At 57.9% G+C, this 26,309-nt stretch carries 22 protein-coding genes; 9 read left to right on the top strand and 13 right to left on the bottom strand.

Translation table 11 applies throughout. The features are described 5' to 3' along the window. Positions 1-66 precede the first annotated feature (66 nt). The 4 genes from kdpC to kdpF form a co-directional block, all read right to left on the bottom strand. The gene (gene kdpC, locus AB4N47_RS04795) at positions 67-612 is read right to left on the bottom strand and encodes a potassium-transporting ATPase subunit KdpC (RefSeq protein ID WP_041478316.1); all 546 of its coding nucleotides are present in this window, start codon (positions 610-612) and stop codon (positions 67-69) included. 128 nt (positions 613-740) lie between these two features. Beyond that, the gene (gene kdpB / locus AB4N47_RS04790; RefSeq protein WP_341639368.1) at positions 741-2,798 is read right to left on the bottom strand and encodes a potassium-transporting ATPase subunit KdpB; all 2,058 of its coding nucleotides are present in this window, start codon (positions 2,796-2,798) and stop codon (positions 741-743) included. 10 nt (positions 2,799-2,808) lie between these two features. Continuing rightward, positions 2,809-4,503 (bottom strand): potassium-transporting ATPase subunit KdpA, encoded by a 1,695-nt coding sequence (kdpA, locus tag AB4N47_RS04785; protein ID WP_460154426.1) that lies wholly within the window; start codon positions 4,501-4,503, stop codon positions 2,809-2,811. Positions 4,504-4,511: 8 nt separating this feature from the next. Further along, entirely contained in the window at positions 4,512-4,601 is a 90-nt protein-coding gene (gene kdpF / locus AB4N47_RS04780) for a K(+)-transporting ATPase subunit F (RefSeq protein WP_007899818.1), read from the bottom strand. A 424-nt stretch (positions 4,602-5,025) separates the two neighbouring features. Here kdpF and eat point away from each other — a divergent pair, with 424 nt between their 5' ends. From eat to AB4N47_RS04765, 3 genes are all read left to right on the top strand, one after another. Continuing rightward, positions 5,026-6,390, top strand: coding sequence for an ethanolamine permease (gene eat / locus AB4N47_RS04775; protein ID WP_016770900.1), 1,365 nt, complete (start codon positions 5,026-5,028; stop codon positions 6,388-6,390). Positions 6,391-6,519: 129 nt separating this feature from the next. Continuing rightward, on the top strand, positions 6,520-6,687 hold the full coding sequence (locus AB4N47_RS04770; RefSeq protein WP_016770901.1) for a DUF2897 family protein: 168 nt from the start codon (positions 6,520-6,522) through the stop codon (positions 6,685-6,687). 137 nt (positions 6,688-6,824) lie between these two features. Further along, positions 6,825-7,382 carry a TetR family transcriptional regulator gene (locus AB4N47_RS04765; RefSeq protein WP_122611494.1) on the top strand — a complete coding sequence of 186 codons (558 nt, stop codon included), beginning with the start codon at positions 6,825-6,827 and terminating at the stop codon, positions 7,380-7,382. Here AB4N47_RS04765 and fabF read toward each other — a convergent pair. From fabF to AB4N47_RS04740, 5 genes are all read right to left on the bottom strand, one after another. Then, a complete protein-coding gene (gene fabF, locus AB4N47_RS04760) occupies positions 7,379-8,653 on the bottom strand; it encodes a beta-ketoacyl-ACP synthase II (RefSeq protein ID WP_073472389.1) in 1,275 nt (424 codons plus the stop codon). The genes AB4N47_RS04765 and fabF overlap by 4 nt on opposite strands. Positions 8,654-8,857: 204 nt before the next feature. After that, positions 8,858-9,193, bottom strand: coding sequence for a ComEA family DNA-binding protein (locus tag AB4N47_RS04755; RefSeq protein WP_056788395.1), 336 nt, complete (start codon positions 9,191-9,193; stop codon positions 8,858-8,860). A 110-nt stretch (positions 9,194-9,303) separates the two neighbouring features. Further along, the gene (locus AB4N47_RS04750; RefSeq protein ID WP_445941221.1) at positions 9,304-11,298 is read right to left on the bottom strand and encodes a polysaccharide biosynthesis protein; all 1,995 of its coding nucleotides are present in this window, start codon (positions 11,296-11,298) and stop codon (positions 9,304-9,306) included. 106 nt (positions 11,299-11,404) lie between these two features. Continuing rightward, positions 11,405-12,421: an MraY family glycosyltransferase gene (locus tag AB4N47_RS04745; protein ID WP_341639366.1), complete on the bottom strand. Its 1,017-nt coding sequence runs from the start codon at positions 12,419-12,421 to the stop codon at positions 11,405-11,407. Further along, positions 12,418-13,389 carry a UDP-glucose 4-epimerase family protein gene (locus AB4N47_RS04740; RefSeq protein ID WP_341639365.1) on the bottom strand — a complete coding sequence of 324 codons (972 nt, stop codon included), beginning with the start codon at positions 13,387-13,389 and terminating at the stop codon, positions 12,418-12,420. Before AB4N47_RS04740 ends, AB4N47_RS04745 begins: the two co-directional genes overlap by 4 nt. A 377-nt stretch (positions 13,390-13,766) precedes the next feature. Between AB4N47_RS04740 and AB4N47_RS04735 the strand changes: the two genes are divergently transcribed. The 6 genes from AB4N47_RS04735 (at position 13,767) to AB4N47_RS04710 (ending at position 21,699) form a co-directional block, all read left to right on the top strand. Next, positions 13,767-14,864: a DegT/DnrJ/EryC1/StrS family aminotransferase gene (locus tag AB4N47_RS04735; protein ID WP_341639364.1), complete on the top strand. Its 1,098-nt coding sequence runs from the start codon at positions 13,767-13,769 to the stop codon at positions 14,862-14,864. Beyond that, a complete protein-coding gene (locus tag AB4N47_RS04730; RefSeq protein ID WP_341639363.1) occupies positions 14,861-15,805 on the top strand; it encodes a glycosyltransferase family 2 protein in 945 nt (314 codons plus the stop codon). The genes AB4N47_RS04735 and AB4N47_RS04730 overlap by 4 nt, the downstream gene beginning before the upstream one ends. Then, positions 15,798-16,754 (top strand): WxcM-like domain-containing protein, encoded by a 957-nt coding sequence (locus AB4N47_RS04725; RefSeq protein ID WP_341639362.1) that lies wholly within the window; start codon positions 15,798-15,800, stop codon positions 16,752-16,754. Before AB4N47_RS04730 ends, AB4N47_RS04725 begins: the two co-directional genes overlap by 8 nt. Further along, positions 16,751-17,161 (top strand): GtrA family protein, encoded by a 411-nt coding sequence (locus tag AB4N47_RS04720; protein WP_235374471.1) that lies wholly within the window; start codon positions 16,751-16,753, stop codon positions 17,159-17,161. The genes AB4N47_RS04725 and AB4N47_RS04720 overlap by 4 nt, the downstream gene beginning before the upstream one ends. 10 nt (positions 17,162-17,171) lie before the next feature. Beyond that, entirely contained in the window at positions 17,172-19,367 is a 2,196-nt protein-coding gene (locus AB4N47_RS04715; protein WP_341639361.1) for a hypothetical protein, read from the top strand. 130 nt (positions 19,368-19,497) lie between these two features. Continuing rightward, the gene (locus AB4N47_RS04710; RefSeq protein WP_341639360.1) at positions 19,498-21,699 is read left to right on the top strand and encodes a hypothetical protein; all 2,202 of its coding nucleotides are present in this window, start codon (positions 19,498-19,500) and stop codon (positions 21,697-21,699) included. A gap of 70 nt (positions 21,700-21,769) precedes the next feature. Here AB4N47_RS04710 and AB4N47_RS04705 read toward each other — a convergent pair whose 3' ends face one another. Genes AB4N47_RS04705 through gmd form a run of 4 tightly spaced genes read right to left on the bottom strand, consistent with a single transcriptional unit; the run spans position 21,770 to position 25,985 of the window. After that, the gene (locus AB4N47_RS04705) at positions 21,770-22,915 is read right to left on the bottom strand and encodes a glycosyltransferase family 4 protein (RefSeq protein ID WP_341639359.1); all 1,146 of its coding nucleotides are present in this window, start codon (positions 22,913-22,915) and stop codon (positions 21,770-21,772) included. After that, positions 22,912-24,057 carry a glycosyltransferase family 4 protein gene (locus AB4N47_RS04700; protein WP_341639358.1) on the bottom strand — a complete coding sequence of 382 codons (1,146 nt, stop codon included), beginning with the start codon at positions 24,055-24,057 and terminating at the stop codon, positions 22,912-22,914. The genes AB4N47_RS04705 and AB4N47_RS04700 overlap by 4 nt, the downstream gene beginning before the upstream one ends. Beyond that, entirely contained in the window at positions 24,058-24,954 is an 897-nt protein-coding gene (locus AB4N47_RS04695) for a GDP-mannose 4,6-dehydratase (protein ID WP_341639357.1), read from the bottom strand. Continuing rightward, the gene (gene gmd, locus AB4N47_RS04690) at positions 24,954-25,985 is read right to left on the bottom strand and encodes a GDP-mannose 4,6-dehydratase (RefSeq protein ID WP_039760002.1); all 1,032 of its coding nucleotides are present in this window, start codon (positions 25,983-25,985) and stop codon (positions 24,954-24,956) included. Before gmd ends, AB4N47_RS04695 begins: the two co-directional genes overlap by 1 nt. Between the last annotated feature and the right edge of the window lie 324 nt (positions 25,986-26,309).

Genomic DNA, 26,309 nt, shown 5'->3' with positions numbered 1-26,309 from the left:
CGCTCCCACATGGATATGCATTCCAAAGGTGGGAGCGAGCCTGCTCGCGAATGGCCGCGCCGCCGATTACAGGTTTTGCAGTGCCAGATTCAGCTCCAGCACATTCACCACCGGCGGCCCCACCAGCGGCTGTTCGATGTGCTTATCGAGCAGTTGCTGCAAGGTCGACACCGGCAGATTGCGCGCCGCCGCGACACGCGCCAGTTGATAGGCAATTGCCGCCGGTGGCAAGTGCGGATCGAGGCCGCTGGCGGAGGTGGTCAGCAAGGCCAATGGCACCGGCCCCTGCCCAGCGACTTGTTGTTTTTGCGCGTCTTCGATTACGCGGGTCGCCAGGGCCGGATTGCTCGGCGCGAGGTTGCTGGCGCCGCTGGCGACCGTGGCAAAAGCCCCGGCGGACGGGCGCGGGTGGAACCAGTTGTCACCGCTGAAATCCTGAGCAATCAGCGCCGAGCCGCGGACTTTGCCGTCGGCGTCGTGGATCAGGCTGCCGTTGGCCTGAGCCGGGAAAGCGACCTGGGCGATGCCGGTGACCGCGAGTGGATAGGCGACGCCGGTGATCAGGGTCATCAGCGCCAACAGGGTCAGGGCCGGGCGTATCATTGTGGACATTGCAGAATCCTCGATTCAGAAACCAGTACTGTGTTGAGTCAGATAAGCAGTGGCGCATTCTTCGCGAGCAGGCTCGCTCCCACAGGGGAATGCAGTTTCAGGTGGGAGCGAGCCTGCTCGCGAAAGCGTTACACCAGATGCAACGCCGTAAGCAGCATGTCGATCACCTTGATCCCCAAGAACGGCACGACAATCCCGCCGACGCCATAGATCAGCAGATTGCGCCGCAGCAACGCCGCCGCACTCGCCGCCTGCACGCGCACGCCGCGCAATGCCAGTGGAATCAGCACAACGATGATCAGCGCGTTGAACACAATGGCCGAGAGAATCGCGCTTTGCGGACTGCTCAGATGCATGATGTTCAGCACGCCCAGCTGCGGGTAAATCGAGGCGAACAGCGCCGGCAGAATCGCGAAGTATTTGGCGATGTCGTTGGCGATGGAAAAGGTCGTCAGCGCGCCACGGGTCACCAGCAATTCTTTGCCGATCTGCACCACGTCGAGCAGCTTGGTCGGGTCGCTGTCGAGATCGACCATGTTCGCCGCTTCGCGTGCCGCTTGCGTGCCATCGTTCATCGCCATCCCGACGTCTGCCTGGGCCAGGGCCGGGGCGTCGTTGGCGCCGTCGCCGCACATGGCGACCAGGCGGCCGTCGTTCTGCTCGTGACGAATCCGCGCGAGCTTCTTCTCCGGCGTGGCTTCGGCGAGCACATCATCGACGCCCGCTTCAGCGGCGATCGCAGCAGCGGTCAGCGGGTTGTCGCCGGTGACCATCACCGTGCGAATCCCCAGTTTGCGCAACTCGGCAAAACGCTCACGAATGCCTGGCTTGACCACGTCCTTGAGATGGATCGCGCCAAGCAACTTACCGTCTGCACAGACCAGCAACGGCGTGCCACCGCTCTGGGCAATCTTGTCGATTTCCCGCGCCAGCGCCGGGGCCAGATCGCTACGTTGCTGACCGAGAAACGCCAGCAGCGAATCCACCGCACCTTTGCGATACACGCGGCCCTGATAATCGACGCCGGACAAGCGGGTTTCCGCGCTGAACGGCACGGCGGTCAGGGTTTCCGGGGCCGGCTCCGGTTGCGGATGCAGGCCACGGAGGAACTCGACGATCGATTTGCCCTCAGCGGTTTCATCGGCCAGCGAGGCGAACAGCGCGCCTTCGGCCAGCTCACGCCCGGTCACACCCGGCGCGGCATACACCGCGCTGCAACGACGGTTGCCGAAGGTGATGGTGCCGGTCTTGTCGAGCAACAGCACGTGCACGTCACCCGCCGCTTCCACTGCGCGACCGGATTTGGCGATCACATTCAGGCGCACGAGGCGATCCATCCCGGCGATACCGATGGCAGACAGCAGACCGCCGATGGTGGTCGGAATCAGCGTGACCAATAACGCCACGAGGAACACCAGCGGCAGGCTGCCATTGGCGAAATGCGCGAACGGTTGCAGGGTGACGACCACCAGCAGAAAGATCAGGGTCAGGCCGATCAGCAGGATATCCAGCGCGACTTCGTTCGGGGTCTTCTGACGCTTGGCGCCTTCGACCAGGGCGATCATGCGGTCGAGGGTCGATTCACCAGGGTTGGTGGTGATCTTCACCAGCAGCCAGTCGGACACCAACCGCGTGTTGCCGGTGACGGCCGAGCGGTCGCCGCCAGACTCGCGGATCACCGGCGCCGATTCGCCAGTGATCGCCGCTTCGTTGACCGCCGCGATGCCTTCGATGACTTCGCCGTCACCGGGGATCATTTCCCCGGCTTCGACTCGCACCACGTCGCCCTTGCGCAGACTGGCAGCCGGCACGATCTTGAAGCTGCCATCGGCTTGGCGGCAGCGGGCGCTGAGGCCTTCGCTGCCGGCCTTGAGGCTGTCGGCGCGAGCCTTGCCACGACCTTCGGCCAAGGCTTCGGCGAAGTTGGCAAACAGCACGGTGAACCACAGCCACAGAGCGATTTGTGCGGCGACGAAGGTCGGCACATCAGCGTCCGGAATGAAGCACAGCACGGTGGTGAAAATCGCCGTCAGTTCGACCACCAGCATCACTGGCGAACGCGCCAGCTGCCGTGGGTCGAGCTTGACGAAGGCTTGCACCAGCGCCGGGCGCCACAGGGCCGAGATCGCGGTTTTGGCTTGTTCCGGCGCTTTGACGGCGGCGGGTTTGATTGCAGGCATATTCATGATGGATTCCTTAGAAGCCCATACTTAAATGTTCGGCGACAGGACCGAGCGCCAGCGTCGGCAAGAACGTCAGGCCGCCCACCAGCAGAATGGTCACGGTCAACAGGGTCACGAACAGCGGGCCGTGAGTCGGAAAGCTGTTCTGGCCGACCGGTGCGCTTTTCTTCATCGCCAGGCTACCGGCCAGTGCCAGCACCGGCAGGATGTAGCCGAAGCGGCCGATCAACATGCCCAGACCGAGCATCAGGTTGTGGAACGGCGTGTTCGCGCCCAGGCCACCAAATGCCGAACCGTTGTTGGCGCTCGCCGAGGTGTAGGCGTAGAGCAACTGACTGAAACCGTGCGCGCCGGGGTTGCTGATGGTTGCTGCAGCGCTGGGAACCGTGGCGGCAATCGCGCCGAGCACCAGCACGCCGACGGGCATCACCAGCAGCGTCACCACCAACAATTGCACCTCACGCGCTTGAAGCTTCTTGCCGAGGTATTCCGGCGTACGACCGATCATCAGACCGGCGAGGAACACCGCGATCAGCACGTTGAGCAACATGCCGTAGAGCCCGGCACCGACACCGCCGAAGATCACTTCGCCGACCATCATGTTGACCAGCGCAACCATGCCGCTCAGCGGGTTGAGGCTATCGTGCATGCCGTTGACCGAGCCGTTCGAAGCCGCCGTGGTAGTCACCGACCACAGCACCGTCGCGGTGGTACCGAAGCGCGCTTCCTTGCCTTCCAGCGGCGCAGTCTGCTCGACAGCGGCGTTGTTCAGGGTCGGATTCGGCTGATACTCGGCCCACAACGATGTCGCACCGCCGATCAGGAACAACGCCAGCATGCAGGCGATGATCGCGCGGCTCTGACGCAGGTCCTTGACGTAATGGCCGAAGGTGAACACCAGCGCCACCGGGATCAGAATGATCGAGGCGACTTCGAACAGGTTGCTCCACGCGGTCGGGTTCTCGAACGGATGCGCCGAGTTGACGCCGAAGAAACCGCCACCGTTGGTGCCCAACTGCTTGATCGCAATCTGGCTGGCAGCCGGGCCGAGCGGGATCACTTGATCGACGCCTTGCAGGGTCACGGCATTTACATACTGGGCGAAGGTTTGCGGCACGCCCTGCCAGACCAGATACAGCGCCAGCAGCAGGCACAGCGGCAGCAGGCCATAGAGGGTGGCGCGGGTCATGTCGACCCAGAAGTTGCCGAGGGTCTGCGCCGACTTACGGCCGATGCCACGGCACAGCGCGACAAGTACGGCGAGGCCGGTGGCGGCGCTGACGAAGTTCTGCACGGTGAGACCGACCATCTGGCTCAGGTAGCTGAGGGTCGCTTCACCGCTGTAGGACTGCCAGTTGGTATTGGTCATGAAACTGACCGCGGTGTTGAACGCCTGGGTCCATTCCTGGCCGGGCAGGTTTTGCGGGTTCAGCGGCAGGTGATCCTGGAACAGCAGAATCGCAAACAGCAGCAGGAAACCGGCAAGGTTGAACGCCAACAGCGCCAGCGTGTACTTCTGCCAGCTCTGCTCCGTCTGCACATCGACCCCGGCAAGACGATAGCAACCGCGCTCGACCGGTCCGAGAATCGGCGTCAGCCAGGTGCGCTGGCCCTCCATGACCTTGTAATAGAAGCGCCCAAGGAACGGCGCCGGCAGCAGGACCAGCGCAAAAAACCCGAGGATCAGCCAATAGTCATAACTGTGCATAGCCGCTCCTAGTTCCGGTCCGCGCGCAACAGCGCAACCAACAGATAAATGAACAGCCCCACTGCCAACAGCAGTGACACCCCGTCCAGAACGCTCATGGAAGATCTCCGTGTAACGGCGTATTGCCGTGTGTGCAGCGATTGTCGGGAAGGAGGCTGTAAAGGAACGAGAGCGAGGCGCGGCGTGGGTCATAAAGAAAGCGTAAAGAGTGGGTTTATGCCGGCGTTACAGCAGGTTTTTGCAGCGTCAGGTCGGACCTCATCGCGGGCGAGCCCGACTCCCACAGGTTCCGTGCCGGAATCGAACTCTGCGGACGACGCAAAAACCTGTGGGAGCGAGCTTGCCCGCGAAGGCGGCATAACAGACTCCGCTGCTCCCAACTGGCGCACAAAAATCGCTCATCCAGCTGCGAACATTCCCGATACGACAGCTTTCAACTTATTACGACTTGTTTCACTGCGATGGCACGCCCACTGCACACGCCCTCCCCCGAAGCTTTCCAATCCTTCAGGGAGCAAGCGCATGAACACACAACTCAAACCCACGCTGGGCACGTTGCACCTGTGGGGCATTGCCGTGGGGCTGGTGATTTCCGGGGAATATTTCGGCTGGAGTTACGGCTGGGGCGTGGCCGGTACGCTGGGTTTTCTCGTGACCTCGTTCATGGTCGCGACCATGTACACCTGCTTCATCTTCAGTTTCACCGAACTGACCACCGCGATTCCCCATGCCGGCGGGCCGTTTGCCTACAGCCGCCGCGCGTTTGGCGAAAAAGGCGGATTGATCGCCGGACTGGCCACGCTGATCGAATTCGTCTTCGCCCCGCCAGCGATTGCTTTGGCGATTGGCGCTTACTTGAATGTGCAATTTCCGGCACTGGACCCGAAACACGCGGCGGTCGGCGCCTACATCGTGTTCATGGGCCTGAACATTCTGGGGGTGAAACTGGCCGCGACGTTCGAGCTGATCGTCTGCGTGCTGGCGGTGGCTGAGTTGCTGGTGTTCATGGGCGTGGTCGCGCCGGCGTTCAGCTTCAGCAACTTTGCCCTGAATGGCTGGGCCGGTTCCGATGTCTTCGGCGCGCCGGCGATTGCCGGCATGTTCGCGGCGATTCCCTTCGCGATCTGGTTCTTTCTCGCCATCGAAGGCGCCGCCATGGCCGCCGAAGAAGCCAAGGACCCGAAACGCACGATCCCAAAAGCCTACATCAGCGGCATCCTGACCCTGGTGCTGCTGGCCATGGGCGTGATGTTCTTCGCGGGCGGTGTTGGCGACTGGCGCACCTTGTCCAACATCAACGACCCACTGCCGCAGGCGATGAAAACCGTGGTCGGCGACAACTCCGGCTGGCTGCACATGCTGGTGTGGATCGGCCTGTTCGGCCTGGTCGCCAGTTTCCACGGCATCATCCTCGGGTACTCACGACAATTCTTCGCCCTCGCCCGCGCCGGTTACCTGCCCGCCTCATTGGCAAAACTGTCGCGCTTCCAGACCCCGCACCGCGCAATCATCGCTGGCGGGCTTATCGGCATCGCGGCGATCTACAGCGACGGCCTGATCAACCTCGGCGGTATGACACTCACCGCAGCGATGATCACCATGGCCGTGTTCGGCGCGATCGTGATGTACATCATGAGCATGCTCAGCCTGTTCAAACTGCGTAAATCGGAACCGAATCTGGAGCGCACTTTCCGCGCGCCGTGCTATCCGCTGGTTCCGCTGATCGCGTTGGTACTGGCGGTGGTTTGCCTGGTGGCGATGGCGTGGTTCAACACGCTGATCGGGCTGATTTTCCTCGGCTTCATGGCGGTCGGGTTCTGCTACTTCATGCTGACCGGGCAACTGCGTGCCGATGCGCCGGCGGATGCGATGTTGACCGGTCTGTAACACTGTTCGGGTGTGCCGGGCATAAGCGGCCTAGAATGGAACCACCGCGAAGTCGTTTCGCTCAAAGGTGGTATGCAGCATCGCACGGCGAAGTCCTCGCCCGTCGAGCTGCCATTAAGGAGAGCCGTTATGCCCTGGTATGCCTGGTTGATTCTGGTCGTTGCGATCGGCTCGATTGTCGGCGGATTGATGATGTTGCGCGACACCGCCAACAAGGTCGAACTGACCGATGAAGAACGCAAGCGCGTCGCACAGCGCAATGCCGAAGCGGATGCCAAGGATGCACAAGACCGCTGATACGAGCCCCGCCGCAATGGCGGGGTTTGTTTTTTCAGCACAATCGGACTTACCCGCAGGCTGTTTAGATTTTAGAAGTACAGTCACCATTTAATCTTCCGTGGTTAAGATGGCAGCATCGTCGCGGAGAGCTCCACATGCGTTACTCGCCAGATCACAAAGCCCAGACCCATCAACGCATCATCAAGGAAGCTTCCGCCCGATTTCGCAAGGACGGTATCGGCGCCACCGGCCTGCAGCCTTTGATGAAAGCCCTGGGCTTGACCCATGGCGGCTTCTACTCGCACTTCAGATCCAAGGAAGAACTGGTCGAAAAAGCCCTGCAAGAGGCCGGCGAGCAAGTCGCGGGCCTGTGCGAAGAAATCTTCGCGCAGGAAAACCCGCTGCAAGTGTTCATCGACACCTACCTGTCGGAGTGGCATCAAACCTCGCCCCACGAAGGCTGCCCGCTGCTGACCATTTCCTCCGAGCTGGGCCTGCGCGGCCAGCCAAGCCCCACCAGTGACGAAGTCCTCAATGCTCGCCTCGGACAAATTCAGGGCACGCTCGAAGGCGAGAACAGCGCCGATCACAGCATTGTCATCATGGCGACCCTGGCCGGTGCACTGCTGCTGTCACGCAGCGTCGCGGATGCTGACTTCGCCCAGCGCATCCTCGACGTCACCCGCGAACATCTCAAGCAATCGAGCGATTAACCTTCCCAGCGCTTGAACAACACGCTCGCATTGACCCCGCCGAAACCGAAGCCGTTGGACAACGCATATTCGATCGCCATTGATCGCGCTTCGCCATGGACAATGTCCACCCCTTCGCTCGCCGGATCCGGGTTTTCAAAGTTGAGCGTTGGTGGCACTACCTGATCCCGAATCGCCAGTAGCGTGAAAATCGCCTCCAGCCCGCCGGCCGCGCCGAGCAAATGACCGGTGGCGGATTTGGTCGAAGTCACGGCGATCTTGTTCTGCGTGCCAAACAACGCCTTGATCGCCGCCAACTCGCCCAAATCGCCGACCGGCGTCGACGTCGCATGTGCGTTGAGATGCTGCACCTGCTCCGGCTTTACACCGCCCTGAGCCAGTGCCAATTGCATCGCCCGGCGTGCGCCGCTGCCGTCTTCCGGGCCAGCGGTCAGGTGATAGGCGTCGGCGGTGGTGCCGTAACCGACCAGTTCGGCCAGCGGCTTCGCACCGCGTGCAAGCGCATGCTCCAGCGACTCGATGACCAATAGACCGGCGCCCTCGCCCATCACGAAACCATCGCGCCCACTGTCGAAGGGACGCGAAGCTTTTTCCGGGGTGTCGTTGTAGCCGCTGGACAGCGCCCGCGCCGCCGCGAAACCGGCCAGACTGACGCGATCAATCGAAGCTTCCGCGCCGCCACACACCGCGATGTCCGCCTCCCCCGCCCTGATCAACCGCGCGGCATCACCGATCGCCTGCACCCCGGCGGCACAGGCGGTAACCGGTGCGCCCAACGGTCCTTTGAGGCCATGCTGGATCGACACATGACCCGCCGCGAGATTTACCAGAAACGATGGAATGGTGAACGGCGACAACCGCCGAGGGCCACGGCTGTCGGTGGTACGCACCGCATCGGCAATCGCACCGAAACCACCGACGCCCGAGCCGATGATTGTCGCAGTGCGCTCCTGGCTTTCGGCGTCGGCTGGATGCCAACCGGCCTGCTCCAGCGCCTGCCGAGCCGCTTCCATGGCGAACATGATGAAGCGATCCATCTTCTTCTGTTCCTTGGGCGGCGTCGCACGATCCGGATCAAACCCGGCCTCCGCGTCCTCCTCCACCGTCGGCACACTCCCGCCGACCCGGGTCGGCAGGTCAGCCACAACCGCATCTGGCAGGTTGCGCAACCCGGAACGCCCGGCCAGCAAACGCTGCCAGACAATTTCAACATCACTGCCCAAGGGTGAAACCAGGCCCATGCCCGTGACGACGACTCGACGTTGGTTCATACCGTGGTTACCCCTATCAATTCAAAATTCGACGTGCATCGGTGTGCGGCGATTCGACTGCTGAATCAGTCCCGAGCGTAATTATTATAGGCATAATCAAGGCACAATATGATACCCGTAATTTTCAGCGTTCAGGCATCCACCCGATCATCACCCAATAAAAAGGCCGGTCAAGGACCGGCCTCTCGGCGTTGAACTGTCAGCTTAGTTCACTTCCAGCTTTTCACGATTGCGATCCAGAATCGCCTTGCCAATCCCCTTCACTTCCAGCAATTCATCCACCGACGCGAACGGCCCGTTTGTATCACGATACGCAACAATCGCCTGTGCCTTGGCCTCACCCACACCCGCCAACTCCTTCTGCAACGTCGCCGCATCCGCGCCGTTGAGATCGACCTTCGCGCTTGCCGAGGGCGCAGCTGCATCCATCAGCAACGGCGCTTTTGTTGTCTCGGTGGGCGCTACAGGGGCAGCAATCGCAGCGATCGAGGCGCTGGTGAGGAAAGCAAAAATCAGCGAGTAGAAATAACCGGTACGCATAAGTGACGCTCCATCATCGTTTTAGAAAGCAACTTTTCCCAAGCTGCTCTCCAAACCTAGGTCATGATGGAGCTAAGTCAAAAATGCGAGCGTTACAGGATGTGAAACAATCAGGGCTCGAGACGACGTTGCTGGTAGATCCAGTCGACGATTTCGCCGTCGGGGGAGTAGCCGCTGACCGTTTCACGCAATAACTGGCGAACGCGAGAGTAATCATCCTCATCAACCGCCGCCAACAAACTGGCCAACTTAACCTTTAACACTTCCCAAGGTAGATGATCCTCATTGGCCGTCATGATCATCGGATGCGGTGTTGCGGCAACGTTGTCGCCGATCAACAGCTCTTCGTAGAGCTTTTCGCCGGGACGCAATCCGGTGAATTCGATGGAAATGTCGCCTTGCGGGTTGCGGTCGGAGCGGATACTCAGACCCGAGAGGTGAATCATTTTCTCGGCGAGCTCGACGATCTTCACCGGCTCGCCCATGTCCAGCACGAACACATCGCCGCCTTGTCCCATCGAGCCGGCCTGAATCACCAATTGGGCCGCCTCGGGGATGGTCATGAAATAGCGGGTGATTTTCGGATGGGTCACCGTCAGAGGACCGCCAGATTTGATTTGACTGTGGAACAACGGGATCACTGAACCGGAAGACCCCAGCACATTGCCGAACCGCACCATGGTGAAGCGGGTTTTGTTGACCCGTGAAACGTTGGACTTGTCACCAAACAGGACCGGAGCGATCTCGTGGCTCAACGCTTGCAGAACCAGCTCGGCCAGGCGCTTGGTACTGCCCATAACATTGGTCGGGCGAACGGCCTTGTCGGTAGAAATCAACACGAAATTGGCCACACCTGACTGCAGGGCTGCCTGCGCGGTATTCAAGGTGCCGATCACGTTATTCAGTACACCTTCGGCAATGTTGTGCTCGACCATCGGTACGTGTTTGTAAGCCGCTGCGTGATAAACCGTGTCGACCTGCCAGGTTTTCATCACATCCAGCAACTTGTCCGGATGGCGAATGGAACCGAGGATGGGCAACAGACGCACCTTGACCGACTCCCTGCACCCACGCTGCTCCAGTTCGGACAAAATGCTATAGAGATTGAATTCACTGTGATCGAACAGCAGTAGTGTGGTCGGGCCCAGGGCAAAAATCTGCCGGCACAGCTCTGAGCCGATCGAGCCACCGGCACCGGTCACCATGACGACTTTGCCCCTGATGCAGCGTTGGAGCAGGTCCGGTTGCGCTGGCACTGCGTCGCGCCCCAGCAAGTCAGCGATGTCGACTTCCTGAATGTCCTCGACTTTCACCCTTCCGCTGGCCAGATCGGTGAAATTCGGCACGCTGCGGATATGCAGAGGAAAACCCTCGAGCAGGTTGAGAATCTCCCGCCGTCTGGCCCGGGTGGAGGATGGCAGGGCCAGCAGGATTTCCTGGGCTCCGGTAACGTCGATCATTTCCTGAATGTGCTTGGGTTTGTAGACATGCAGACCCGAGATCGATCGGTCAGCGATACTGGCGTCATCGTCAATGAAAGCCACCGGGCGCATGACCTTGCCCATGCGCAACGCGGCAACCAGCTGATTGCCTGCGACGCCCGCGCCGTAAATGGCAACCTTGGTCAAGCCGTTATCACGATTGGTAAAGGGCACATGTTGCGCTGCAGTAAACCAGTCACCCATGAAGTATTGGCGCATACACAAGCGCAGTCCGCCAATGATGACCAGACTCAACCACCAATAATTGAAAATGATCGAACGCGGTACCACGGCCTCGTGGTTGCTGTACCAGTACACGACAACGGCCAGGATCAGCGAAGAAAGACTTACCGCCTTGATAATGGCAATCAGCGCGTCATTGCCGAAATACCGCATGACAGCCCGGTACATGCCGAAGCGAATGAAAAGGGGGATAGCGACGACGGGGGCGCAGACAAACAGCCAGACATGCACTCTGAACGGGTTATACATGTCATCGATGCCCAGGCGGACGATGAACGCCAGCCACAGGGCTGCCCAGACCAGGACGATGTCCGTTGCCACCTGAATCAGGCGTTTGCGTCGCCTCGGCAATGCGACGAGCCGCTCCCGAACCTTGTCCATCAACTCTTCAAACACTCAGTTCTCTCCCTTCAACTGCTGTAATCCTCTGCTGAACTGCTGGCATGCACTGTAAACCCAAATGACAGAGCCGTGACGGGGTGGCCTTTCAGTTCTTTTCCAGTTCGCCGGCACGATATGCGATTGCAAGCCACAGCAGAGGAGCATAGGCGACAAAAACGCCCAGGCTCCCGTCCAGTCCGAAATGCGTAACGGCCACGGCAATCGGCAACAACCAGAACATATTGATCACGGCAACGGTAATAGTGACGGGCAGATGACTGCCAAACCGACGAGAGGCATATTGATAGGCATGACTGCGATGCGCCTCATAAACTTTATCGCCGCGCAGCAAGCGCCGGAACAGCGTGAATGTCGCATCGACAATAAACACGCCGAGCAGAATCAGCCAGCCCCATAGCAGCTCGGCACTCTGCCATGCCGCCTGCAGCGACAAGCCTCCCAGCACGATACCGAGAAATCCGCTGCCGGCATCGCCCATGAAGATCCGAGCGGGCGGAAAATTCCAGAATAGAAAACCGCCGACGCACACTGCCAGCAGCAGCGGCGCCCAGACCACTTGCGGCCAACCACCCAGCCAGCCAAGCAGACAGGCGCCGAGGCATACGCAAATGGCCTCGACACTGGCGATACCGTCAATACCGTCCATGAAGTTGTACAGATTGAGCAGCCAGACAAGATAAAACACCGCCAGCACATGACCGACAACACCCAGGTCAACCACCACGCCCCAGAACTGCAGGGCAGGGAGTCCGTCTAACCACCAGAGCAACCAGGTCGCCGCAGCAAAATGCCCCAGCAAGCGCCAGCGTGCAGCGATGTGTCCATGGTCATCCATGAACCCAACCACGGCGACCAGCGCCCCCGCCCCGGCGATAGCGATAAACGGCGCGAACGCGATCAAATCCCGCCACAGCAGATACACCATTGCCAACAAGAACGTCAGAACAATCGCCACCCCGCCACCACGCGGGGTTGGCACCGAATGCGAGCTTCGCGCATTGGGAATATCCATAAGGCTTCTTGCCAGAGCGTAGTGACGCAAAGCCCAGGTCAGCGTCAGGGAGAGAAGTGCAATGATCGCGATGAACCATCCGTAATTCATTTTTGGCGAGTATCCAGAAAATGCTGCGCCGTCAGGTTCAAGGCGCGATCAAGGGCCACTGGAGGCACCCAGTTCAATAGTTGGCGGTTCTTGCTGATATCGACCTGCAAAGAACCGAAGAGTCTTTGCGACAGCGCTTCACGGCCCAGCAATCTGGCCACACCGCTCATGAAGCCGACGGAGACCGGCAATAGCCGGGCCGGTCTGCCAAGCGCGGTGCCGAGCCTGCGCAACAGCTGAGTGGTCGAGACATCTTCACCATCACTGGCTAGAAACACCTGATTTGCAGCTGCCGGGTGCTCGGCGCACGTCAGCACCAGATCGATCAGATTATCGAGCGCCACCAGGCTGCGCCGATTGTCGACGGCACCGAACGGCAGTGGCACGCCGCGATATAGCCAGCGCATCATGCTGAGGAAATTGGCTTTGACGCTCGGGCCGTAGACCAGCACCGGGCGAATGATGACCACGTCCATGCCGGTGCCGGCCGCCAAAGACAGCAACGCCTGTTCGGCTTCGTGCTTGGAGATGCCGTAAGGATCGACCGGCGCAGGTATGTCATCGGCCGTGTACACGCGCCCGGGCGCAGTGCCCTCCCCGTTGACCTTGATAGAACTGACGAAGATGAAACGCCGCACTCCGGCCGTCGCGGCTTGCCGTGCGAGGTCCAGAGTGCCTTGCACATTGGCTAGACGGAACGCTGCCAGCGGATCGGCGACCACCTCGTTCATGATATGCACCCGAGCCGCAGTATGGATGACGCAATCGACGCCCTGCATTGCCTCCGATAGATCCTGCCCGCGGCCAAGACCGGACCACTGGACCGAATGGATGCGAGGATCCGTAGCCGTTTCGGCGCGGCGCAGAGGGGCCACGACATGGCAGTCCGCTGACGCAAGCAATCGGCCGATCAATGCCCGGCCCACGAAACCGCTGCCACCCGTTACCAGAAATGTCTTGGTGCTCATGGGCGACCCTTGGAAGAAATGGATACTGCAAACACACTGCAGCGACGCTGTTGCAAGTGGCGGAACCGCGCTTCTGGCGCGATGCCAGGAAATCGATCGGCTAGCGCACGAGGCGGGCAGTTTATTGAATCGACAACGTCATAGCCACTTCTGTGGCGATGGCAATCGTGCAAGTCGCATCTACCGCAAAGCCAAACACTGGCGCTAATTGCACTTTGCTGTTGGAGCGGACTCAGGGTACGGATAGAATCCGTGCGGAAAAGTGATCGGAGCGCTCGCAGTTACAGGATTTCAGCTCCGTCATCACGTCAAATCTCGGCTAACACCGGCCAAAATCAAGATAGCAGACGCCTTTTGCTTCGAAATGGAGAGCACCCATGCAACAGATCAACAACCTCGCAGCGAAGATCGACAAGTTCAAGTCGCAGATAAACGCTTCGGTGCAGCGCGTGGTCGACAGCGGTTGGGTGGTATTAGGGCCGGAAGTCAAACGCTTTGAAACAGCATTCGCAGAATATCTGCAGGCTGGACACTGCATCAGCGTCGCCAATGGAACCGACGCCATCGAGCTGGCGCTCAAGGCACTCGGTGTCGCTGAAGGCGATCAGGTCGCTACAGTGGCCAATGCCGGCATGTACACCACCACATCGGTACTGGCCATCGGCGCAACTCCGCTGTTCATGGACGTCGACCTGGACACTCATGTGGTCACATTGGCGAGCGTCAAGCAAGCGATCGAAACCGGGGCCAAAGCCGTTGTCGTTACCCACCTGTACGGTCTCGCAGTGCCGGACATCAAGGCCATCGCCGCGTACTGCGCGGCGCACAAGGTTGCTCTGCTGGAAGATTGCGCCCAGGCTCATGGCGCCGAGCGCGATGGTCAGCGGGTGGGTACCTTCGGGGACGCTTCCAGTTTCAGCTTCTATCCCACGAAGAATCTCGGAGCCCTGGGCGACGGCGGCGCTGTCGTGACCAATTCGGCTGCAATTGCCCAGCGTGTTGCGCAATTGCGCCAATACGGGTGGTCATCCAAGTATTGCGTGGAGCTCGCAGGCGCCCGCAATAGTCGCCTCGATGAAATGCAGGCGGCCATCCTGTCCGAATTTCTGCCGCACCTTGATGAGGGTAATGCGCGCCGCCGCGAAATCGCCCAGCGTTACCGCACCGAGATTCGCCACGGTGACATCAACCACGCGCCAGACACGGGCTTGGCCTCGGTTGCCCACCTGTACGTGATCAAGTCGCCGAAACGTGACGCTCTGCAAAAACACCTGCGTGAAGCGCAGATCGCCTCCGACGTGCACTACCCGATCCCCGACTACAAGCAGCCGGTATTCGGCCAACAGTTCGCCGGTCTCAACCTGGTCAACACCGAGCAACTGGCTTCGGTCATCCTCACGCTGCCTTGCTACCCGGAAATGACCGACGCCGAAGTCAGCAACGTGATTGCAGCCGTCAATGGATGGACTGCATGAGATATTCCGTCATCGTTCCAGTCTATAAAAACGCTGATTCGATTCCCCGGCTGATCCAGGCTCTGACCGACATGAACACCACACTCGAGAATCAGCTCGAGGTGGTGTTTGTGGTGGATGGCAGCCCTGATGACTCGTTCCTGTTGCTCAAACAGGCTTTGGGTAGCATGAAGTTTTCTGCACAATTGCTCGCGCACTCGCGCAACTTCGGGTCGTTCCCTGCCATTCGCACCGGCCTGATGGCTGCCAAGGGTGATTATTTCGGAGTGATGGCCGCCGACCTGCAAGAGCCGCCAGAACTCTTGATCAGTTTTTTCAAGTCGCTGTCCGACGATGAATGCGACGTTGCCATCGGTACGCGCAATGCCCGCCAGGATCCGTTCTCCAGCCGGATGGCGTCGTCGATCTTCTGGGGCCTGTATCGCCGCCTGGTGGTGCACGACATGCCTGCAGGAGGGGTCGACATCTTCGGCTGCAACAAGGCGTTTCGCGAGCAGTTGCTGCAGCTGAACGAGTCGCGCTCGTCGCTGATTGCGCTTATTTTCTGGCTCGGCTTCCGGCGCAAGTTCATCGAATACGAACGGCAGACACGCCTGGAAGGCAAATCGGCGTGGACCTTCAAGAAGAAACTCGAGTACATGATGGACAGTGTGTTCGCGTTTACCGATTACCCGATCAGACTGCTCACACGCATGGGCGCCATGGGTTCGCTCATTTCGCTGTTCATCGGCTTCATGGTGGTCATTGCGAAGTTGTCTGGAGCTATCGAAGTGCCAGGGTATGCCGCCACCATGCTGGTGGTGCTCTTGTTGGGCACACTCAATCTGCTCGGCCTGGGGCTCGTGGGCACCTATGCCTGGCGCGCCTACGAAAACAGCAAGCAGCGACCGCTTGCCATCGTCTGCATGAAACTCGACAACAAGGAACATTCCAATGATTGAGCCGTTCATCCACGCCAGCGCCGATGTAAAGAGTTCGAAGATCGGCAAGAACACTCGCATCTGGCAATACGTTGTGGTCTTCCCGGACGCGGTGATCGGTGACGACGTCAACGTCTGCTCGCACTCACTGATTGAAAATGACGTGGTGATCGGTGATCGCACCACCATCAAGTCCGGTGTTTACGTGTGGGACGGCTTGCGGATCGGTTCCGACGTATTCATCGGCCCGAACGCCACGTTCACCAACGACAAGTTCCCACGCTCCAAGGTATATCCGGAGTCGTTTTCGCAGACGGTCATCCAGGACGGCGCCTCGATTGGCGGCGGCGCGGTCATTCTGCCTGGCATCACCATCGGTACCGGCGCAATGGTGGGTGCAGGTGCGGTCGTTACCAAGTCCGTACCTCCGTACGCCATCGTGACTGGCTCTCCGGCGCGTATAACTGGCTACGTGGAAAACTCCGCATCCAGTGATGCCACCAAGACTCCTGCTGTCAAAACCCAGGAGCAGGATGATGCGGTAGTGCGTATCGGCGTCGGCGATGTCACCACCCACCGCTTCAAATACATTGCGGACATGCGCGGCGACCTCTCCGTAGGTGAGTTTCACAAGGAAATTCCGTTTACCCCCAAGCGTTACTTTCTCGTGTTCAATGTTCCGAGCCAGAAAACCCGCGGCGAGCATGCCCACCACAAGTGCCACCAGTTCCTGATTTGCGTCAAAGGCAGTTGCGCAGTAGTAGTAGATGACGGCACCAACCGTGCCGAAGTGTTGCTCGACGCTCCGAACAAAGGCATCTATCTGCCGCCACTGACCTGGGGTATCCAGTACAAATATTCCGAAGATGCGGTACTGCTGGTGTTCACCTCGGACTATTACGAAGCTGACGATTACATCCGTGATTATTCAGAGTTCACCAAGCTGACTGCCAAAAAAAGCGCGCCGTGACCACACTGAAAAACAATCCGCAAGTTCGCCGCTGGATCAGCTTCCTGATCGGCGGCGGGCTCAATACCGGAATAACCTACTGCCTCTATCTGTTGCTCAGCTATGTGATCAACTACCAGATAGCCTATGCGATCGCCTATGTTGCCGGAATAGTCTTTGCCTACTTCTTCAACTCGAAAGTCGTGTTCAAGGTCGAGCACTCGGTGATCGGCATGCTTGTTTATCCGACCATTTATCTCGTGCAGTACGTACTCGGCGCAGTTTTACTCAATGTGCTGGTCGAGCACTTGAATATGCACAAGGCTGTTGCACCGATTCTGGTCATATTGCTTCTCCTACCCTCAAGTTACCTTCTAAACAAAGTCGTTCTTAAGGCAACTCATAAAACCAAGCCCGCGAAGGATTAACAGGCGCCCCATGACATCAACTAATCTGGCGTTCACGCCGACGTCGTCGTTGCAGCGCAGAACGGCGCTGACTTTGCTGGCGCATTTCGGCCCGGCTTTACTGACAGTCTTTTTCATGTGGCTGCCGTTTGGCTTCGCGCTGACAGGCCTGCTCGAAGAATGGGGTGTCATCGGTCTGTTCAGCAGAATCGGCGTGTTTTTCGTGACCGATGTGACCAGTGCGATGCCGGCACATGCACTGCGCCCATTGACCATTTTCCCACACGCTCTTGGCTACTTTCTGGACCCGGACACGTTCAATTACTGGCATGTGCTGTTGATCATCGCTCTGGTCATCAAGGGATGGGCGCTGAGCGTCATCGCCACGCGCATCACGGGCGCATTGAAATGGGGCATGCTGGCAAGCATTCTGGTCATCGTTTTTCCTGCCGACACCATGCAGCTGTCGTTCAGATCGATTCACATCAACTGGGCATTGAGTCTGGTTCTGCTCGCCAGCGTCACCTTTTTGCATGCGCTTGACCAGCGCAGTCGCGCGCGCGCTTTTACATTCAGCATTCTCTCCAGCCTCCTGCTCGCTGCAGGCTGCGCAATGTATGAAGTCGCCTTGCTGCTGGCCGCTATTCCGGCACTGGTCGTCTTCGTTCAAGTCGGCTTCAGCGGGCTGATACCCCATCTCAAGCGATTTTTCGCCCACTACCTGATCTGGGCCGCCGGAGCGGTCGCCTACATCGCCTACGTCATCCATACCGCTCCGCTGGTCCAGACCTATCAAGGCGCAGTCGTCGGCGATAGCGCCCTGGCCTCGCTGAAGAGCCACTACAGCAAGATTTTCACTCTGGGCCTGGGACACAGCATCATCGGTGGCTGGATAGACGCTGTACGCATCACGCTCCGCGAAATCAGCAGCTACTGGTATCTGGCCCTCGCCACTCTGGTGCTGCTGGTTCTGATCCAGGTCGTCGCCCGTAAGTCGACCGCCCTGACTTCCGCAAACGAAAACGGCCGTAGCTGGTCCATGCTGGGTCGCATGATCGTCGTTGGCCTGTTGCTGATTTGCATGGGCTACCTGCCCTTCATCTTCAACCTCGCTCACATGTCGGTCAGCCAGCGGACCTTCCTCTACGCAGCGCCTGGCGCAACCCTGTTCTTCCTCGCCCTGTTTGTCGCTGTGGACCGCTATTCGAAGATCGCCAGCACGGCTGTGGCGGCACTGCTTGTTTGCACAGGTCTGGCGGCCCAGCTGTTCCAGTTTCAGCACTACATCGACATTTCGCAAAGACAACAACGCGTGCTGAAAGACATCGTCGAAAATTTCGATGGCAATGCTGTCAATAAAACGTTGGTGATCCTTGATTATTCCAATGAGCTGAACCATGACTGGATGTTCTTGAACCCCAATCTTTCAGCGGCTCTTTTCCACATCTACGGCAAGCCTGTCGACACTCTCGAGGTTTGCTATATGCCGAGTCATGAATGGCAGCAAACCGACTCGCTGGCACGCAAGGGTACCTGTGAACAAACCGCAGAGGGCTGGACATTTCACTATCCAACCCCCGCTGGCGGCCCGGGAGTTGCGACTACGCAGCAACTACCTGACAGGAAACTGGCAAAAGCCGACGTCGTGACGGTCGCCGTTGGCAAACCAGATCCGGCACCGACTACACCGGAACTGGAGGTCTACCGTCGCAACCTTGCCTCCAATGTATTGCCGATTTCAGCGCGACTGCATGGCATTACTGAAAGTGCACCGTGGTTCAATTTCTTCACGTTCCGCACTCAGGAACACCGAGACGAATACTTCTGGGGCTTCGGCAAATACTGGAGCCTGGACGCGCCTATTGCAGGATCTGGCTGGCGCAACACGGAATGGGAGGCAAGCCGAGTCGGGCATACCTCGTCCGCCTGGAAAAACGCTCCCCATGCCACACTGAATTTTGACTTGGCGCCGACCCCGGGCCCTTACGCAATCAGTGGTCTGTTCAACGCATTTGCCAATGAAAAAATTCGTGCCGAAATGCAGGTTTTGGTCAACGGTACCGTCATACCGGTGCAGTGGAGCGCGGACGGCAGCTTCGGAGGTGATTTGAATCCGCAATTGCTCAAGACCGGGCGCAATGTCATCGAGTTCGTGTCGGCAGTGGATAACAACTACTACGGACTTTCAGCCAGATTGGACTGGGTAAAAATAGCCAAGCAGCGCTGACCCGTAGCTCCGACAAGCCGTTTGATCCTGGATGCTTCTTCGCAGGTATCCGGGATACCGGCAACTTTAAATTATTCCCGCCGAGGACTGGCCTACCTGGATCCCGGCGTATCGCGCAAAGGCATTTGCAATGATTACGAAGTCTTCGGTAAAGACTAGCGAGCCAGGCACGCTTTCCCGGCACACATTTACGAGCCGCTGTCTCGCCGATATCCTGCCTGCCATAGTTGTGGTACTGATACTTTGGCTGCCCTTCGGATTCGCCCTGACAGGCTTGCTGGAGGAATGGGGAATTCTGGGCCTGTTCGTCAATAACGGTGTGTTCTTTTTCACCGGAACCACCAGCCCTCTTGCACCCCACGCGCTCCGACCGCTGACGATTTTCCCTCAGGCTGTTGCCTACTGGCTGGACAGCAACTCGTTCGATTACTGGCATGTATTGCTGATGATTGCCTTGGTCATCAAAGGCTCTGCGGTCAGCTACCTCCTGAGAAATCTGACAGGCAGTATGAAGTTAGGGATGATTGCCAGTGTTCTGGTGATCATCTATCCCGCGGATACCATGCAGCTGTCGTTTCGCGCGATTCATATCAATTGGGCACTCAGCCTGGCTCTGCTGGGCAGCGCCTTGTTCCTTTTTGCTCTGAACCTGCAACGCAAGCTTCATGCGGGACTGGTCAGCACTCTTGGCGCCACTCTTTTCTCTGCCGCCTGCTTCATGTACGAAGCGTCGTTGTTGCTCGCTTGTATTCCGGCACTGGTCATTTATTCAAAAGTAGGCATGAAGCGCGCACTGCAACAAGTGCTGCACAAGGCAACTAACCACGGAATCTGGCTGCTCGGCGTGGGCGTTTATCTGGCTTACGTCATACATACCGCGCCCCTGGTGAAAAGCTATCAAAGCAGTCTGGCCGGGAAGGATCTCGTATCTACCCTGACCGCCAACTTTCCCAAGCTGTTCAGCGTTGGACTGATGCGCAGTAGCCTTGGTGGCTGGTTTGATGCCGCCAGAATCACCGTTCTGGAATTTGTTAACTACGGTTATCTGATCACCAGCAGCCTGCTGTTGACTCTCCTCATCATCCTTCTCGCCAAGCGTTACGCTCAACCGGCTGGACCAGCGCGCTTTGCCGATCTGTCAATGAATGCGCGGCTCGCGCTATCGGGATTGGCGCTACTGCTGCTAGGTTATGCTCCGTTTTTACTTTCCGGCGCGCACCTCGTCATAAATCAGCGGACGTTTCTGTTCGCCACGCCGGGCGCAGTTCTGCTGTGGCTCGCGGTCATCAACACCGGCTTAAGTCTCTCCAGACCGCTTACCAATGCCTGCATAGGTTTTCTGTTTGTCACTGGCATTTCATTTCAGCTTTATCAGTTTCACCACTACGTTGAAATCTCAAAAAAACAGATGGGTATCCTGAAAGACATTGCCAATCACTTCGACGGGCAACTCAACAACAGGACAATGCTGATTCTTGATTACGGCAATCAGCTCAACCATACATGGATGTTTATCGCCGACGGCCTTAACGGTTCGCTTTCATACCTTTACGGCAAACCCGTCTCAAACATTCAGGTCTGTCACATGCCCAGCGGCGAATGGCAGCAGACCGACGCCGTACAAAGAAAAGGTCGATGCATCCAGGGCGATAACGGTTGGACGTTCGAATATCCAACGTCGGTTAGTGGCCCTGGCTTTCCGACTACAACCCAGCCGAAGAGCCTTATCATTGCAAAATCGGATATCGTCACTGTAGAGATCGGCAGGCAAACGCAGGCTGAGTCCTCCACAGATGCATCCAACATCACTAAGCCAGTAATGCCTGCGAACGTGCTGCCCGACCGCTATCAAAGCATCGTTGATGTAATGAATAAAAAGACTCACTTCATCCGCTTCAAGGACATGGTCGTCAACGATGACTATCGGTGGTCATTCGGGAAATGGTGGAGCATGGAACTTCCAACTCAAGGGTCAGGCTGGCGCGAAACGAGTTGGGATGTGAAATACTTTCATCACCAGCCATCAGCCTGGAAGAGCGAAAAGCAGTCCAGCCTGATATTCAGGTTCGCTCCGAAAGATGGTCGGCAATACGTTCTCGAGGGCAGATTCAGTCTGCTACTAAACAATGCGATCATGAACAGCATGGCGATATCGATCAATGGTTCACCCGTTATTCTTTCGTGGGGCGAAATGGGCAAATTCAAGGCAGTGATTGATCAAGGCGTACTGCACCACGGCCCCAACGTCATCGAGTTCAGCTCATTGACCGATGACAACTATTTCGGATTGTCCGCAATTCTGGAAGGAATCCACATCTCCAGACAACATTGAGCTGAAGCCAATAGCGGAAACAGGCGTTAGAAAATCCTGGACGCCTGTGATGCTGCTATCTGACAGACAGTCAGCGCTCAATCACGCGGGGCGCGGAAGCACTAGCCTTGATGACTTTGCGGTAGACAGCGGCGTAGGCCTTCACCATGTTTTCAGCTGCAAACACGCTTTTATATCGCTGCATTGCTTGACGCCCCATCTGCAGAGCCAACGGGGTGTCATGCCAAAGCCGATTCATTGCCTCAGCCAATCCGTCAGAGCTGCGCGGAGCGACCACGAGACCGGTTTCACCAGCGATATTGATAAAGGTTGTACCCGAGCCGATTTCACAGGAAATGAGCGGTTTGCCGTACATCGCCGCCTCAAGCAGCGAGATGCCAAATGACTCCGAACGCAAGTGTGATGGAAATACAAAGGCATAACACAGCGTCAACAGCGCAGCCTTGTCCTCATCACCCAAGCCTCCCAGAAAATGCACATTGGCAAGGCCGAGCCGCGTAGCCTGCTCTTTTAGTTCGGACTCCTGATGCCCACCCCCGAGGATCACCACTGGCAATCCGCTGATCTTTGCCGCATCCAGCAGGTAATCGAGGCCCTTGTAATATCGCAAGGCACCGACGAACAGGAAGAACTTCGAACCTACCCGGCTCCGCCAGAAATCAAGCCTGGTTTCGGGGACGACCGGATAGGTAGCCCTGTCCAACCCATAAGGAATGATTTCGACCTTGTCGCGGAACCGTGACAGCACCGGACTGCTTTGCGCGTAGTTAGGTGAAGACGCCACGATACAATCCACGCTGGAGAGAAAGCGGTTCATCAGTGGCTGATACAACTTGAGCAGTGTCTTTTGCTTGACGATATCGGAGTGATAACTGAGTACCGAGGGTTTGCCATGCCGAGTCGCAAAATGGGCTAGGTCCATATAAGGCCAAGGGAAGTGGTAATGCACCACATCAGCCTCTTTGGCCAACTGCGAAAAGTCCTTGAACGCGGACAGAGAGAATCCCGTCGAGGCAACATGCATATCCAGCCTGGAGCGATGGGTCAGGTGATTACCCACTGGTTCATTACGAGCAGCGCCCCGCTCACTGAGGTACAGCACTTCGGAGGAAAACCCGTGTTCCGCGCCGCCTTGGGCTATCTGGAAAATGACCTGCTCGATCCCGCCCATCGTTTCCGGGTAATAGGTTTTGAAGAAGTGCAGAACCTTGATCATTTGGCGTCGATAACCTTTTGGTAGACCTGCAGGGTTTCTCGAGCACAACGCTCCCAGGAAAAGCCTTGCGCGTGCTTCATTCCCTTGATGACGGCGGCATCGCGCCAACATTGATCGGTCAGCCCGCGCTCGATAAGACCGGTCAGCGCTTCAACGTCCAGCGCGGCGCACATCAGCGCAGCATCACCCGCCACCTCAGGCAGCGAGGAACTATTGGAGCAGACCACCGGCACCCCGGAGCTCATGGCTTCCAGAACCGGTAGACCGAAACCTTCATAAAGCGACGGAAACGCGAACAGACGTGCACCGGCAAACAGCAGGGGCAAGTCTGCACTGGGAACGAATCCGAGATAATGCGCCCAGCCTTCACGCCTGGCGCTTTCGAGCTTCTCGTGAATCGCGTCGTTGCGCCAACCGTGATACCCAGTAAGGATCAACGGCCAACGGGTTCGCGATGCAAGGGGCAATCGACCATAGGCGGCGAGCAACGTCTCGATGTTCTTGCGCGGCTCGATCGTACCGACGAAAAGCGTGTAGCCATCGGGCTTCAAGCCATGGCGTGCAAGCACATCGCGAAGCTCATGCGGCGCGCGAGGAAAGAACTCCGGAGAGCTGGCCAGCGGCACAGTATGGATTCGTTCGATGGGCCAGGAAAAATAGCTGGCCAGTTCCTGTCGCGTGAATTCCGAATCAGTGATCAAAGCATCGGCCCTGACCAGTGTGGTTTTCAGCTCTTTTTGCAGGTAACGGACTAACTGCGGCGCGTGACAATGCGCCCAGGTGAAGGGCGACAGATCGTGAAACGTTGCCACGCTGCGCCCGGCAAAAGGCGGCAGATAATAATTGGGGCTGTGGTAAAGAAAATCCCCATGCCCTTTCAGGGCAGCCTTGCGCAACATCGGCATTAACAACCGATAAGCTTCCACCGCCAGAAAGTTCTTCTGCACCGCGCGCTTCAAGCCGTAACCGCTGCCCGACTCATTGGAAGCGGTGGGAAGTTCAGGCAGAAAACGTCGACCGGCAAAAAATTGCAGGTCGGTAATTTCAGGACTTTGCTGAAGTCTCAGCGCAAGTTCATAGGTATAGCGACCGATGCCAGTCAGCGGAAAGCGGATCGGCTCAACTGAAAGAACTAGCTTCATTTATTCCGCCGCAAGCATCCAGCTCAGAGTTTCTTCCAGCCTTGGCGTGTCCCAGCCCTGAACCAGCCCACAAAGACGGGTATTGTCGCCGCACAGAATTTTGACTTCGTTGGCTCGGACAAACGCCGGGTTCACTTCGACTGCAAGCTGATGCCCCGTGATAGCCGAACACATGTCGATCACTTCACGCAGGGAATGACTTTTGCCCGAACTCACATTGACCGTCTGGCCAACAGGCCGCGCCTCGATCAAACCGCGATAAGCCTTGACCACAGCACGCACATCGCTGAAGTCGCGAGATACATCAAGGTTGCCCAGCTCGATCTTGTCCGCACGCTGCCGGAAATGAGCGACGATCTTCGGCAGCAGAAAGCTCTCGGCCTGGCCGACACCGGTGTAATTGAAAGGACGTGTCACCACTATCGGCAAGCGGTTATGCCAAAGACTGGCCATGTATTCCATGGCCAGTTTGCTGACTGCGTAATCGTTGGCCGGCGCTGGCGGTGTGGATTCACTGAGCAACCCCGCCGAAGCATTGCCATAGACATTGGCACTGCTTGCCAGCAGCACGCAGTCCGGCACCTTGCCACAAGCTGCGACGGCTTCCAGCAGGTGACGGGTGCCGATGAGATTGACACGGTAGAACGTATCGGCCGCACCGTGAGCCACAAAGGCGAGTGCGGCCAGATGAATTACCACGTCGGGTTGAATAGTTGCCAGTAACTCGCGCAAGGCAGAACCGTCAGCCAGATCAACCTGATAATAGCCAGGTTCATCCGACGGTTGTGTACCCATCCCTATCACTTCATAACCACCGGCTTTGAGCTCGGCAGCCATGTACCGCCCGGTGAAACCTTGAATACCTGTGATCAACGCGCGTTTACCGGCAATACTCATCAGAACGAAAACCCTTTCTCATTTCGACGCAGATCCGCCTCGACCATCATGCGGCACAGCTCTTCAAGCGTGGTTTTTGGCTCCCAGCCCAGCGCCGCTTTGGCTTTGGCAGGGTTGCCGATCAACAGCTCGACTTCGGTAGGACGATAGAATTTCGGGTTGATCGTGACCAACACCTTGCCAGTCGCCAGGTCTGTGCCCTTCTCGTCTTCAGCCGCACCGCTCCAGGCCAGATCGATCCCGACAGCCTTGAAGGCCATGGTCACGAAATCGCGCACGGTTTCGGTACGGTTGGTCGCGAGTACAAAAGTATCCGGTTCGTCTGCCTGCAGCATGCGCCACATGCCTTCGACGTACTCTTTGGCAAAGCCCCAGTCACGCTTGGCGTCCAGATTGCCGAGTTCCATCTTGTCGAGCAGGCCCAGCTTGATCTTCGCCACGGAGTCGGTGATCTTGCGGGTAACGAACTCGCGTCCGCGCAGTGGCGACTCGTGGTTGAACAAAATGCCGCTGGTGGCAAAGATGTTGTAGGACTCGCGGTAGTTGATGGTCATCCAGTGCGCGTACAGTTTGGCAACGCCGTAAGGACTGCGCGGGTAGAAAGGTGTGCTTTCGATCTGTGGAATCGCCTGCACCTTGCCGAACATCTCGGAAGTCGACGCCTGGTAGAAACGCACTTTCGGATTGACGATCCGGATCGCTTCCAGAAGGTTCACACACCCCATGCCGGTAATGTCACCGGTAGTCAGAGGCTGATCGAATGACACGCCAACGAAACTCTGGGCTGCAAGGTTGTAAACCTCAGTCGCTTCAGTGGTCTGAAGCAGACGGATGCTGGCCGACAGATCGGTCAGGTCGTACTCGACCAGATGCAGATTGGGATGCTTTTCAATACCCAGCTCCTCAATGCGCCAGAAGTTGACAGAACTGGTTCGACGGTAGGTGCCGTACACCGTATAACCTTTTTCCAGCAGCAGTTCCGCCAGATAGGCGCCGTCTTGCCCAGTAATGCCGGTAACGATAGCTTTCATGCGAATCCTCTAAACTCCATTAGAGAGCCTTTGCCAGGCTCCGTTGTGTCATGTGCGCCCATTGAGCTCTAAGTCGAAGAGCCATGAAATCTTGCAGATCATACAGAATGCGGCTCGGAACGACGATACCAAAGCTGTTCGCCAGGCGTAACAGGATCATTATGCCAGCAGCCCATGACATTCCTCCGCACGTCGAGGATTGCATTCTGCCCGATCCATGCCACGCCTACACGGATATATAAATCAAGAAGTTGCTGCTACCGATCGAAATCCCCCAGCTCGTGCGACAGGCAATAAAGAAATAACTCAGAAAGAGTGACACTC

It is taken from the genome of Pseudomonas sp. S3_G06 (assembly GCF_054667565.1).
The sequence above is the reverse complement of the archived record's forward strand: the minus strand, read 5'-3'. Positions and strand labels throughout refer to the sequence as shown.